General features: G+C 59.0%; 11 protein-coding genes. 6 read left to right on the forward strand and 5 right to left on the reverse strand.

What is annotated here, in order from left to right:
- Nucleotide 1: 1 nt before the first annotated feature.
- Both sulA and lexA read right to left on the reverse strand, forming a co-directional pair.
- Complete coding sequence (gene sulA, locus CUR33_RS09495) at nt 2-478, reverse strand: SOS-induced cell division inhibitor SulA (RefSeq protein WP_289239424.1); 477 nt, start codon at nt 476-478, stop codon at nt 2-4.
- Nucleotides 479-488: 10 nt separating this feature from the next.
- A complete protein-coding gene (gene lexA / locus CUR33_RS09500; RefSeq protein ID WP_160084936.1) occupies nt 489-1100 on the reverse strand; it encodes a transcriptional repressor LexA in 612 nt (203 codons plus the stop codon).
- A 272-nt stretch (nt 1101-1372) separates the two neighbouring features.
- On the opposite strand from lexA, the gene CUR33_RS09505 reads away from it, so the two are divergent.
- From CUR33_RS09505 to CUR33_RS09520, 4 genes are read left to right on the forward strand one after another with little or no spacing between them, the layout of a single operon-like run.
- A complete protein-coding gene (locus CUR33_RS09505; RefSeq protein WP_090248055.1) occupies nt 1373-2080 on the forward strand; it encodes a TetR/AcrR family transcriptional regulator in 708 nt (235 codons plus the stop codon).
- Nucleotides 2081-2127: 47 nt separating this feature from the next.
- Nucleotides 2128-2652: a L,D-transpeptidase gene (locus tag CUR33_RS09510; protein WP_289239425.1), complete on the forward strand. Its 525-nt coding sequence runs from the start codon at nt 2128-2130 to the stop codon at nt 2650-2652.
- Between the two features lie 21 nt (nt 2653-2673).
- On the forward strand, nt 2674-3672 hold the full coding sequence (gene nagZ, locus CUR33_RS09515) for a beta-N-acetylhexosaminidase (protein WP_289239426.1): 999 nt from the start codon (nt 2674-2676) through the stop codon (nt 3670-3672).
- A gap of 10 nt (nt 3673-3682) precedes the next feature.
- Entirely contained in the window at nt 3683-4420 is a 738-nt protein-coding gene (locus tag CUR33_RS09520) for an S-methyl-5'-thioinosine phosphorylase (RefSeq protein WP_160084933.1), read from the forward strand.
- A gap of 62 nt (nt 4421-4482) precedes the next feature.
- Here CUR33_RS09520 and CUR33_RS09525 read toward each other — a convergent pair whose 3' ends face one another.
- Nucleotides 4483-5022: a CsiV family protein gene (locus tag CUR33_RS09525; protein ID WP_289239427.1), complete on the reverse strand. Its 540-nt coding sequence runs from the start codon at nt 5020-5022 to the stop codon at nt 4483-4485.
- Nucleotides 5023-5033: 11 nt separating this feature from the next.
- Complete coding sequence (mfd, locus tag CUR33_RS09530; RefSeq protein WP_289239428.1) at nt 5034-8471, reverse strand: transcription-repair coupling factor; 3438 nt, start codon at nt 8469-8471, stop codon at nt 5034-5036.
- A gap of 131 nt (nt 8472-8602) precedes the next feature.
- Between mfd and CUR33_RS09535 the strand changes: the two genes are divergently transcribed.
- Nucleotides 8603-10069 (forward strand): glyceraldehyde-3-phosphate dehydrogenase, encoded by a 1467-nt coding sequence (locus CUR33_RS09535; protein WP_289239429.1) that lies wholly within the window; start codon nt 8603-8605, stop codon nt 10067-10069.
- 62 nt (nt 10070-10131) lie between these two features.
- Here the strand turns inward: CUR33_RS09535 and CUR33_RS09540 are convergent, their stop codons facing one another.
- Nucleotides 10132-10692 (reverse strand): chalcone isomerase family protein, encoded by a 561-nt coding sequence (locus tag CUR33_RS09540; protein ID WP_289239430.1) that lies wholly within the window; start codon nt 10690-10692, stop codon nt 10132-10134.
- A 268-nt stretch (nt 10693-10960) separates the two neighbouring features.
- On the opposite strand from CUR33_RS09540, the gene CUR33_RS09545 reads away from it, so the two are divergent.
- Nucleotides 10961-12298 (forward strand): Na(+)-translocating NADH-quinone reductase subunit A, encoded by a 1338-nt coding sequence (locus CUR33_RS09545; protein ID WP_160084928.1) that lies wholly within the window; start codon nt 10961-10963, stop codon nt 12296-12298.
- Nucleotides 12299-12300 lie beyond the last annotated feature (2 nt).

Genomic DNA, 12300 nt, shown 5'->3' on the forward strand with positions numbered 1-12300 from the left:
ATTATCCCAAACTGATATTTAGGCTTTGCGCCTTTCCCTGTCGAGCAGCCTGCTCAAGCTGTTGTCGCACCTGACGCTCAAGTGGATGCAGCCAGCTGACAACGGTGTGGCTGCGTCCTAGCATCAGGGCCTGCTGGGCCAGTTCGAGCGGGCTCTGTGTGCCCCGGGGATGCAACAGCAGGATGCGTTCGCGGTTCAGGCCTGCTTCGCGTAGCCAGGTTTGGGTAAGGCTGGACGGCGGGGCGATCAGGGTCAGCCAGCGTTCATCGTGGTTGTCGCTAAGTTCACGCAGAATCGGCGCTAGAAGGTTTAGGCAGTGCCCGGCTGCACCACGCAGCGACAGTTCACTGAAAGCCTCTGTCTCATCATCCTGCCAGGGCAGCTCAGCGCTATCGGCAAGTAATGGCGTCACCGTCGATGCCAGAAATGCATCGAACAAAGGCAGTTGTGTACGGTTCAGTGATTGCGGGAACTGCATAAATCCTCCACTAGCGGCGGATAACGCCGACGCTCAAGCCTTCAATAATCAGGTCCTGTTCTTCCAAGTTTACTTCGATCGGCGCGAACTCCGGGTTTTCCGCAATCAGCCAGACCTTGTTGCCTTCACGCTTGAAACGTTTGACGGTCACTTCATCGTCGAGGCGCGCCACCACCACTTGCCCATTACGGGCTTCGCGGGTGGTGTGTACGGCCAGCAGGTCGCCATCGAAAATGCCGATGTCCTTCATGCTCATGCCGCGTACACGCAACAGGTAGTCAGCCTTGGGGTGGAAGAAGTCTGGGTTGATCTTGCAGGACTCTTCAACATGCTGTTGCGCCAAGATCGGCGCACCTGCCGCGACGCGACCAATCACCGGTAAGCCTTCGTCCTCTTCAGCATTAGGTTCGAAGCCGGGAATGCGGATGCCGCGTGAAGCGCCAGGGGTCATTTCGATGGCACCCTTGCGAGCCAGGGCCTTGAGGTGCTCTTCCGCTGCGTTGGGGGATTTGAAACCCAGTTTCAATGCGATTTCCGCACGGGTAGGCGGGTAGCCGTTGTCTTCAAGGCACTGCTTGATGAAAGCGAGAATTTCAGCTTGGCGCGGCGTCAGTTTTAGCATGGTCGGCTCTGTTTTTTTGTACAGTGACTGGGATTATATACAGTGATCGGCGATTGGCAATCCTTGTGTTCTGATCTCTACTCAATTGACCTTCATGCCTTGTGTTGCAGTGCCCTGTTACTCAGGCTTCTTATGGGACGTCTAGCTAGGGTTAGCGCGTATCCTTGATGGATGTCTGTGACCACCCGGCCACAAGATGGTTTGCCCGGCTTGACAAGGCGGGCGACTGAAACGTATGTTTCAAACAAGTGTTTGTTCAGATGAAAAGAGTCATGGCCCAGTCGGAAACCGTTGAACGCATTCTTGATGCGGCAGAGCAGCTTTTTGCAGAGAAAGGCTTCGCCGAAACGTCGCTGCGCCTGATCACTAGCAAGGCAGGGGTCAATCTGGCTGCGGTGAACTACCACTTTGGCTCAAAGAAAGCCCTGATTCAGGCGGTGTTCTCGCGTTTTCTCGGACCGTTTTGTGTGAGCCTTGAGCGCGAGCTGGATCGCCGTCAGGCGAAGCCGGATAGCAAGGTAAGTCTCGAAGAGCTGCTTGAGCTACTGGTTGAGCAGGCGCTGGCGGTAAAGCCGCGCAGTGGTAATGACCTTTCAATCTTTATGCGTCTGTTGGGCTTGGCCTTTAGCCAAAGCCAAGGACACCTGCGCAAGTACCTTGAAGAGGTGTACGGCAAGGTGTTCCGCCGTTACATGCAGCTGGTGCATGAAGCTGCTCCGCGCATTCCTCCTCTAGAACTGTTCTGGCGCGTGCACTTTATGCTCGGCGCCGCAGCGTTCAGCATGTCCGGGATCAAAGCCCTGCGAGCCATGTCGGAAACTGATTTTGGGGTTAATACTTCGATTGAGCAGGTCATGCGCCTGATGGTGCCATTTTTGGCCGCTGGCATGCGTTCGGAAACGGGCCTCGCTGATGAGGCTTTGGCCAGCGCTCAACTCAAACCACGTACTAAAGCGCCTGCTGTTCCCAGCAAAGCGTGACCGCTATGGGTGGGCTTGGTGGAGGCGATCCGCTAAGCTAGCCGCCCATGGCGAACCTCGATTTTCTACATATCTCCCTCGCTGATCAGTGCCTGTATGGCTTTGCCAACGGGCAGCTGCAGCTGCGTTTGAGGGTATCCACTGCGCTGAATGGCGCTGGCGAACGTAACGGGTCTGGCTGTACGCCGCGTGGTTTGCACACGGTCAGGGCGAAGATTGGTGAGGGTTTACCAGTAGCAGCTGTATTGCGCGGGCGGCGTTGGACCGGTGAGGTTTGGTCGCCGGAGTTGCATGCGCAATTTCCTGGTCGCGACTGGATTCTCACACGCATTCTCTGGCTGAGCGGCTGTGAGCTTGGACGCAATCGTCTGGGCGCTGTCGATACCTTTCGCCGCTATATCTACATACACGGTACGCCGGACAGCGAGCCTATGGGCGTTGCGCTGTCGCATGGCTGTGTGCGCCTGCGCAACAGCGATCTGCTGGAACTCTTTGCGCGTGTCCCTGTTCAATGTGCGGTACAGATTGACGAGGCCGCCTGCCCCGAGTGGGCAGCGGCGCCTCTTATTTAAGGAAGAGTTGTGAGTTCACCCATGCAAGGTTCATTGATGCTGGATATCGCCGGCACCTGGCTGACCGCGGAAGATCGCCAGATCCTGCGTCAGCCGCAGGTGGCGGGATTGATTCTGTTTGCCCGCAATATTGAAGACCCGCGTCAGGTGCGCGAGTTGTCGGCAGCTATTCGCGCGGTTCGTCCGGACCTGTTGCTGGCGGTTGATCAGGAAGGTGGTCGTGTGCAGCGACTGCGTCAGGGTTTTGTGCGCTTACCGGCGATGCGTGCGCTGGCTGATAACCCCAATGCCGAGCACTTGGCTGAGCAATGCGGTTGGGTTATGGCGACCGAAGTGCTGGCCGCTGGTTTGGACCTGAGCTTTGCCCCGGTGCTGGATCTCGATCATCAGCGCAGTGCGGTGGTCGGTAGCCGTTCCTTTGAGGGCGATGCGCAGCGCGCGACCTTGCTGGCCGGCGCTTTTATTCGCGGGATGAACGCCGCGGGTATGGCCGCCACCGGCAAGCATTTCCCCGGGCACGGCTGGGCTGAGGCAGATTCCCATGTGGCCATCCCTGTGGATGAGCGCAGCTTAGAGCAGATTCGTGCAGTCGATTTACAGCCTTTTGCCCAGTTGAGTCAGAAGTTGGCTGCAGTGATGCCCGCCCACGTGATCTACCCTCAAGTGGACAGCCAGCCTGCCGGTTTCTCCCGGCGCTGGCTGCAAGATATTTTGCGTGGTGAGCTGGCCTTTGATGGGGTGATTTTCAGCGACGACCTGTCGATGGCCGGTGCCCATGTGGTGGGTGATGCGGCTTGCCGTATTGAGGCGGCGCTGACTGCTGGTTGTGACATGGGCCTGGTATGTAACGACCGGGCAGCGGCAGAGCTGGCCTTGAGTGCTCTACAGCGTCTCAAGGTGGAACCACCGCAAGGCTTGGCGCGCATGCGCCGGCAAGCCTTTCCTGGGGTTGAGTACCGGCAGAGCCCGCGTTGGTTGGCTGCGCTGGGCAGCCTTCGTGATGCGCAATTAATCGACTGAGGAGTTAGGGATGACGGTTTACGCGATTATCGGGGGTACCGGTCTGACCAAGCTGGACGGGCTGACCATCAAGGCTGCGCTGCATATCGATACGCCCTATGGCGCGCCCTCTGCGGCGGTGCTCAAGGGCGACTATGCCGGCCGCGAGGTGTTGTTCCTCGCACGTCACGGGCATCCGCACCGCATCCCGCCGCATCAGGTTAACTACCGCGCCAACCTCTGGGCGCTGCGTGAGGCAGGGGCCAAGGCCATCATCGCGGTGAACGCGGTGGGCGGTATTCACTCGGCCATGGGCACCGGGCACTTCTGCCTGCCGCACCAGATCATCGATTACACCTACGGGCGTGAGCACACCTATTTTGAGGGTGAGCTGGAACATGTCACCCATGTGGATTTCAGCCATCCCTATGACGCTGGGCTGCGCACCAAGCTGGCCAATGCACTGACTGCCGAACACTGTGCGTTCAGCAATCATGGGCTGTACGGCTGCACCCAGGGTCCGCGCCTGGAAACCGCTGCGGAAATCGCACGAATGGAGCGCGATGGTTGCGACATTGTCGGCATGACGGGAATGCCGGAAGCGGTACTGGCCCGTGAGCTGGCTTTGCCCTACGCCTGCCTGGCGCTGGTGGTAAACCCTGCCGCTGGCAAGTCCCGTGCGCTGATCACCATGGCGGAAATCGAGCGCGCCCTGGAAGAGGGGATGGGGACGGTCAAGGCCGTGCTAGCACGTGTGCTGACCAGTTAGCTGGTCACCCTGCATTCACAAAAAAGGGCCGCATAATGCGGCCCTTTTTTGTACCTGACTGTTCAGAGCGGGTTGACGCGAATCAGCATGCCCAGGCTGCCATTATCCACAAAGGTTAATTCGCCGCTGGTCAGGCGACTGCTTTGTTTGATGCGTTCGCTGTCCGCGATGGTGCCACTGGTGTCGATCTGATTAACCCAGATGTCGCTCTCTAGTTCGATCACGCGGCCACCTTTGAGGCCGATGGTGCCTTCGATCGGGAAGTGACCGAACTGTTCGTCGCCGGCGCTGATAGCGGCGCGGCTGAACGATTCACCCAGGCTTTGGGCCCAAGCTTTGTGCAGCAGAACCTCATAGCCGTTCGACGGGTTGAGTTTGCCGGCTTCGGCATTTAATGCGGGTGTGCGACTGTTGCTACCGTCTACTGGCAGCGCATTCTGTGCCCAGTTATCGGGTGGCAATTGGCCGGCGGAAATCGGCGTGGCGGCCTGGCGGAATACGATGACTTCAACCTGGTAGAGGCTTTCAGCCAGGGCGGCAGTGCTATTGAGCAGGCTCAGTAGAATGAGCGGCAGCAGGGCCAGGTTGCGGAGTGCGCGCATGGGGTAATCCTTTATGTAGAGGGAGTCAGGCGCTCGAACAGCGCTTCGAGTGTGTTGAATCGTTCTTCCGGGCGCTCCATCGGCACCTGGAATTTAAACAGCGTCGCACCTTCGAACTTGTAGCGGTTCGGTGCACCTTGAATCAGCTTGATCAGCGTCAGCGGGTCGACGCAGGTGTCGGCAGTGAATTCGATGCGGCCACCTTGCGGGCCCGCGTCGACTTTTTTGATGCCAAGCTTTTCTGCCTGTAATTTCAGCAGGGTGATCCGTACCAAGTTCTTGGTCGGCTCCGGCAGCAGGCCAAAGCGGTCGATCATCTCCACCTGCAGCTCTTTCAGGCCATCCTCGTCAGCGGCGTTGGCAATGCGTTTGTACATGATCAGTCGTGCGTGGACGTCAGGCAGGTAGTCGTCGGGGATTAATGCCGGCACGCGCAGGTTGATCTCAGGGCCGCCGCCAAGCGGTTGGTCGAGGTTGGGTTGCTCACCTTTGCGGATGGACTTCACTGCGCGTTCGAGCATTTCCATATACAGGGTGAAACCGACCGCTTGGATCTGACCGCTCTGGCCATCACCGAGCAACTCACCGGCGCCACGAATTTCCAAATCATGGGTGGCCAGGACGAAGCCGGCGCCAAGGTCTTGGGCGTTACTGATGGCCTCCAGACGCTTCTGCGCGTCGTCGGTCATCTGTTTGCGCGGTGGGGTTAGCAGGTAGGCATAGGCCTGGTGGTGGCTGCGGCCAACACGACCGCGCAACTGGTGCAGCTGGGCCAGGCCGAACTTGTCAGCGCGCTCAATGATGATGGTGTTGGCGCTCGGCACGTCGATCCCGGTTTCGATGATGGTCGAGGCGATCAGCACGTTGAAGCGCTTGTGGTAGAAGTCGCCCATCACCTGTTCCAGCTCGCGCTCGCGCATCTGCCCGTGGCCGATGCCGATACGCGCTTCGGGCACCAGTTCAGCCAGGTCGGCGGCGCACTTCTCGATGGTTTTCACATCGTTGTGCAGGTAGTACACCTGGCCGCCACGCAGCAGTTCGCGCAGCAGGGCTTCTTTAATCGTCGGATTGTTCTGCTCCATGACGAAGGTGCGAACCGACAGGCGCCGTGCCGGCGGCGTGGCGATGATCGACAGGTCACGCATGCCCGCCACGGCCATGTTCAGCGTCCGTGGAATGGGCGTGGCAGTGAGGGTGAGGATATCCACCTCGCTGCGCAGGGTTTTCAGTTGTTCTTTTTGGCGGACACCGAAGCGGTGCTCTTCGTCGATGATCACCAGCCCCAGGTTGCTGAACTTGACGTCGTCCTGCAGCAGCTTGTGCGTGCCGATGACGATATCCACTTTGCCTTCTGCCAGTTGCTGCATCGCGTCACTGACATCTTTGGCGCTCTTGAAGCGGCTCATCACCTCGACTTTGACCGGCCAATCGGCGAAGCGGTCGCGGAAGCTGTTGTAATGCTGCTGGGCGAGCAGGGTGGTGGGAACCAGCACGGCTACCTGTTTGCCACCATGTACGGCAATGAACGCGGCGCGCATGGCCACTTCAGTCTTACCGAAGCCGACATCGCCGCACACCAGGCGGTCCATCGGTTTCGCAGTGAGCATGTCGCTATAGACGGCTTCAATGGCGGCTTGCTGGTCAGGTGTTTCCTCGAAGGGAAAGCCGGCGCTGAAGGTGGCGTAATCGGCCTTCGGGTCGGCAAAGGCATAGCCTTCGCGGGCGGCGCGTCGGGCATAGATGTCGAGCAGTTCAGCGGCGACATCGCGCACCTGTTCGGCGGCCTTGCGTTTGGCTTTCTGCCAGGTTTCCGAGCCGAGGCGGTGCAGTGGGGCAAGGGCATCATCGCTGCCGGTGTAGCGGGCAATCAGGTGCAGGCTGGCGACCGGGACGTAGAGTTTGGCTTCCTCGGCGTACATCAGGGCGAGGAATTCGGCGGCCTGGCCGTCGAATTCCATGGTCACCAGGCCCAGGTAACGGCCGACGCCATGGTCGATGTGCACCACCGGTGCGCCTTCGCGAAGTTCTGTGAGGTTTTTAATGACGTTGTCGCCGCCATCACGCGATTTTTCGCGGCGCCGGCGTTGCATCACACGCTGACCGAACAGAGGGCTTTCGGCTACCATGGCGAGGTTCTCAAGCAGCAGACCGTCATCCAGCGGTGCGATGCAGATACCCAGGCGCTGCTTACTGGCCGTGAATGCCGGCCAGCTCTCGAATTCGTTTGGCTTGAGCTTGAGGCGTGCAAGGAGTTCCAGCAGTACTTCGCGTCGTCCGGCAGACTCGGCACAGAACAGCACGCGGCCGGGGTATTCCTCGATAAAGCGCCGCAATGCTGCCAGCGGCTCACCGGCCTTGGCCTGGATTGCCAGGTCGGGAAGTGGGTTGGCGTCGAAACGGGTGCGGCCGACGCCTTCTTCGATGTCGTCCTGGCTGACCACCACGCGCGGCCAGTTTTTCAGGCGGGCGAAGCAGTCTTCCACCGGTAGGAAGATATCCGCCGGCGGCAGCAGTGGGCGTTCCGGATCGACGCGACGATCCTCGTAGCGGCTGCGTGCATCCACCCAAAACTGTTCAGCGGCTTTTTCGATGCCGGGCAGGGAAAACACCTGGGTGTCGGCTGGCAGGTAGTCGAAAAGGGTGGCGGTCTCTTCAAAGAACAGCGGCAGGTAGTACTCGATACCGGCCGGTGTGATGCCTGTGCTGAGGTCTTGGTAGATGGGGCAGCGGCGGAAATCTACATCGAAGCGCTCGCGAAAACGCCCGCGGAAATCGGTGACGGCTTTCTTTTCCAGCGGAAACTCGCGAGCAGGCAGCAGCTTGATCGATTCAACCTTGTCGATCGAACGCTGGGTTTCCGGGTCGAAGGTGCGCAAGGTTTCAATTTCATCATCGAAAAGGTCGATGCGGTACGGCTGGCTGCTGCCCATTGGGAACAGGTCAATCAGTGCGCCGCGCACAGCAAACTCGCCGTGTTCATAAACCGTGTCAACGCAGCGGTAGCCGGCGGCTTCGAGGTTGCCACGCATCTGGTTGACGTCGAGCTGCTGGCCGACTTGCATGACCAGGCTGCTGCCAAGCAGAAAGCGTTTCGGCGCTAGGCGGTGTAGGGCGGTGGTGATCGGCACTACCAATACGCCGTGCTTGAGCTCCGGCAGGCGATAGAGCGCTGCAATCCGCTGGGAAATGATGTCCTGGTGCGGTGAGAATAGGTCGTAGGGCAGGGTTTCCCAATCGGGAAAATGCAGCACTGGCAAATCCGGAGCGAAAAAACTCAGCTCCTCTTGCAGGCGCTCGGCACTCTGGCTGTCGGCAGTCAGCAGCAGGGTGAAGCGTTTGGCATTGCTGGCGGCTTCGGCAATTGCCAGGCTCAGCGCGGCACCGGGCAGGTTGCCCCAGTGTTGTTTGCCGGCAGTGGCCGGCAGGGACGGTAGACGCAGTACAGGCACGGGCGGCTCACGGTCAGGACACAAGGTCGCCGATTGTAGCGGGCGTTTATGTGTGGTGTCAGTTACGACAGCCGTGCATTGCTCAAGCACGCGTGCGCCGTCATAATGTAGCCCCTTTTTTCAGCCCCTACATGTGGAAGGTACTGCCCGTGACTCAGAAGCCCGACCAGTGTCTCGGTGAGTGGATCGATCGAGAAGCCCTTGCGGAAGCGATGATTCCGATGATTGGCCAACTCTACCGTAACAACAACGTGGTCACCTCGATCTACGGCCGTGGTCTGATCAACCGTTCGGTGATCGACATTCTCAAGGCCCATCGCTTCGCCCGTCACCGCCTGACCGGTGACAGCGAGCTGTCGGTGCACGACACCTTCCAGGTGCTCAAGGCCATGAGCGAGCTCAAGCTGGGTGCTGCCTCTGTTGACCTGGGCAAGATGGTCAGCAAGTTCAAGGTTGAAGGCCAAGGCCGTAGCATCGAGCAGTTCGCCAAAGATGAACTGGTGGAAGTAGCCAGCAAGCAGAACAGCGAAGCCCGTGAAGGCACTGACGTGGTGCTGTATGGCTTCGGTCGTATCGGCCGTCTGCTGGCGCGCATCCTGATCGAGAAAACCGGTGGCGGCGACGGCCTGCGTCTGCGCGCCATTGTTGTGCGTAAAGGCGCGACCAATGACCTGGTCAAGCGCGCCAGTCTGCTGCGCCGCGACTCGGTACACGGCAAGTTCGATGGCACCATCACCATCGACGAAGAGAACAACACCCTCACGGCCAACGGCAACCTGATTCAGGTGATCTACGCCAAATCGCCAGCCGAGGTGGATTACACCCAATACGGCATCAAGAACGCGCTACTGGTGGACAACACCGGTGTATGGCGTGACGCTGATGGCCTGGGTCAGCACCTGGCCTGCCCGGGTGTCGATCGCGTAGTGCTCACCGCGCCTGGCAAGGGCGCGCTGAAGAACATCGTGCACGGCATCAACCACGGTGAAATCACCCCAGAAGATAAGATCATCTCGGCCGCTTCCTGCACCACCAACGCTATCGTGCCGGTGCTCAAAGCGATCAATGACCAGTACGGCATCGTTAATGGTCACGTCGAAACCGTTCACTCGTACACCAACGACCAGAACCTGATCGATAACTTCCACAAGGGCGATCGCCGTGGTCGCAGTGCGCCGCTGAACATGGTGATCACCGAAACCGGTGCCGCCACTGCTGCAGCCAAGGCACTGCCCGTGCTGAAAGGCAAGCTGACCGGCAACGCCATTCGCGTTCCGACGCCGAACGTGTCGATGGCCATTCTCAATCTCAATCTTGAGAAGGCCACCACCCGCGAAGAAGTCAACGAGTACCTGCGCCAGATGGCCATGCATTCCGACCTGCAAAAGCAGATCGACTTCGTCCAGTCGCAGGAAGTGGTCTCCACTGATTTCGTTGGCTCGCGCCACGCTGGTGTAGTCGATGCCGAAGCCACCATCTGCAATGACAACCGCGTTGTGCTGTACGTGTGGTACGACAACGAGTTCGGTTACAGCTGCCAGGTGGTTCGCGTGATGGAAGACATGGCTGGGGTTAACCCGCCAGCCTTCCCGCGCTAAGCGCAGGGTGAATAAAAAACGGGAGCTTCGGCTCCCGTTTTTTATTACGCGCGTGTGGCGCTTTAATCAGCCAGCAGGCTGGTGCGCAACTCATCCGACAGGCCGTCGGGCGAGAGCCATATGCCCAGGTAGGCTCTTGCCAGGGTCGGGTTTGGGCTGCTGTAAGCGACGTTGCCGTTAATTTCAAGGGTGAGGCCGCTGCCGGCAGCGAAGTTCAGCGCGTAGCGATCGCCGGGCTGAATATCCTTGAATGTAGCGTGCAGGGCATCCAGTTCGGGGCGCAGGCGTTGCAAGGTGGCGGCGTCATGTTGGCGCTCAAGGGTGACCCACGCCGCTTTGATGACGTCTTGGCTGTCGATGTTGCGGAAGTAATAGAGCTCAAGGCGTTGCGTGAGCGGTGTGCTGACCGCCTGGCGGGCGCTGGCTTTGGTCGGGGCATAGAAGGCCGCAGCGTAGACATCCGCCCAGAGGTAGGTCAGTACACTTTGGTTCTTGCGTTCCAGATTGTTTTGCGCGAGTTCGTGAGTGGTGGCGAAGTTGGCCTCTTGTAGGCGTTCGCGGTTGTTGGCGAATAAATCGCCGCTGAGCAGCAGTAGTGCAGTGAATAGCAGTAGCGGGCGCATGGTGTGACTCCAGTTAGTCCATTGGTCTTATGTCGCGCGCCTGACCGCCGCAGTCAAGCCGCCATCTGTTGCCTTCTGTTACGTTATACCGAGTAAAAGCAAGCGCTTGGGTGGCCAGTCGCCGAAAGTGCGCTCTATAATCGGGCAGATTTTTCCTCGCGACCGACATCCAGTCCAGCACCAACCTGTTTTTGGTGTTGCGCAGCATTTTTGCGCTGATGTCGTCCGTATTCTAAAAAAGCTTATAAATCAGTGGTTAGGCAAACCTATGATCAAAATTAAACATGGGCTCGATTTGCCCATAACAGGCGTGCCGGCGCAGCGTATTGAGGCTGCAAGGCCGGTGCGCAGCGTCGCCGTCATAGGCTTCGATTATCACGGTATGAAGCCTTCGATGGAGGTTCAGGTCGGTGACCGGGTCAAGCTTGGCCAGGTGCTGTTCTCGGACAAGAAATCACCAGGCGTGCAATACACCGCTCCAGCTGCAGGCGTGATCAGCGCCATTCATCGCGGTGAGAAGCGGGTGCTGCAGTCCGTGGTGATTGATGTCGAGGGCGATGAGCACATCACCTTTGATCAGGTAGCGGTGGATCAGCTGGCGACTGTTGGCGATGCCAAAGTGCGCGAAGTACTGCTGCAGTCGGGTTTATGGACTGCGCTGCGTGCGCGTCCCTTCAGCAAGGTTCCGGCTGCTGATGCGAAACCCAGTTCGATTTTCGTCACGGCCATTGATACTCATCCGCTGGCCGCTGACCCGGCTGTAGTGATTGCCGAGTACGCCGCTGACTTTACCCATGGTTTGCAGGTGCTGAGTAACCTGGCCAAGGTGTTTCTGTGCAAGGCCGAGGGTGCGAGCCTGCCTGGCGAGCAGTTGGGCAATGTGCACACTGAAGCCTTTGCCGGCCCACACCCTGCAGGCTTGCCGGGTACGCACATTCACTTCCTCGATCCGGTCAACGCCACCAAGAGTGTCTGGTCGATCAATTACCAGGACGTGATTGCCATTGGCAAACTGTTCACCACAGGACAGCTGTGGACCGAGCGCGTTGTTGCGCTGGCCGGTCCCGTGGTCGAGCAGCCACGCTTGCTGCGTACCCGTCTGGGCGCGAGCCTCAGCGAACTGACTGCCGGTCAGCTGCAACCTGGGTTCAACCGGGTTATTTCCGGTTCGGTGCTGGGTGGCCGTACTGCGCAGGGGGCTTTTGCCTTCCTTGGTCGTTATCACCTGCAAGTGTCCTGTCTGGCCGAGGGGCATGAGCGTGAGCTGATGCATTACCTGCGTGCCGGGGTGAACAAGCATTCGGTGTTGAACATCTTTGTCTCCAAACTGAGTGCTGCGAAGAAGTTCGCGTTCTCCACCACCACCAATGGCAGCCCACGCGCCATGGTGCCGGTGGGCAATTACGAAGCCGTAATGCCGCTGGATATCCTGCCAACTCAATTGCTGCGCTACCTGATTGTCGGTGACACCGAGATGGCCCAGAAACTGGGTTGCTTGGAACTCGACGAAGAAGACTTGGCGCTATGCACCTACGTGTGTGCCGGCAAGTACGAGTACGGCCCGATCCTGCGCGATAACCTCGCCCGTATTGAAAAGGAGGGTTAAGT

It is taken from the genome of Pseudomonas sp. FEMGT703P (assembly GCF_002786345.1).
GTDB lineage: Bacteria > Pseudomonadota > Gammaproteobacteria > Pseudomonadales > Pseudomonadaceae > Aquipseudomonas > Aquipseudomonas peli.

What these genes read in the sequence shown, in the direction of transcription:
- sulA (WP_289239424.1), bottom strand. Translation starts at nt 478, where the DNA reads ATGCAGTTCCCGCAATCACTGAACCGTACACAACTGCCTTTGTTCGAT.
- lexA (WP_160084936.1), bottom strand. Translation starts at nt 1,100, where the DNA reads ATGCTAAAACTGACGCCGCGCCAAGCTGAAATTCTCGCTTTCATCAAG.
- CUR33_RS09505 (WP_090248055.1), top strand. Translation starts at nt 1,373, where the DNA reads ATGGCCCAGTCGGAAACCGTTGAACGCATTCTTGATGCGGCAGAGCAG.
- CUR33_RS09510 (WP_289239425.1), top strand. Translation starts at nt 2,128, where the DNA reads ATGGCGAACCTCGATTTTCTACATATCTCCCTCGCTGATCAGTGCCTG.
- nagZ (WP_289239426.1), top strand. Translation starts at nt 2,674, where the DNA reads ATGCAAGGTTCATTGATGCTGGATATCGCCGGCACCTGGCTGACCGCG.
- CUR33_RS09520 (WP_160084933.1), top strand. Translation starts at nt 3,683, where the DNA reads ATGACGGTTTACGCGATTATCGGGGGTACCGGTCTGACCAAGCTGGAC.
- CUR33_RS09525 (WP_289239427.1), bottom strand. Translation starts at nt 5,022, where the DNA reads ATGCGCGCACTCCGCAACCTGGCCCTGCTGCCGCTCATTCTACTGAGC.
- CUR33_RS09535 (WP_289239429.1), top strand. Translation starts at nt 8,603, where the DNA reads ATGTGGAAGGTACTGCCCGTGACTCAGAAGCCCGACCAGTGTCTCGGT.
- CUR33_RS09540 (WP_289239430.1), bottom strand. Translation starts at nt 10,692, where the DNA reads ATGCGCCCGCTACTGCTATTCACTGCACTACTGCTGCTCAGCGGCGAT.
- CUR33_RS09545 (WP_160084928.1), top strand. Translation starts at nt 10,961, where the DNA reads ATGATCAAAATTAAACATGGGCTCGATTTGCCCATAACAGGCGTGCCG.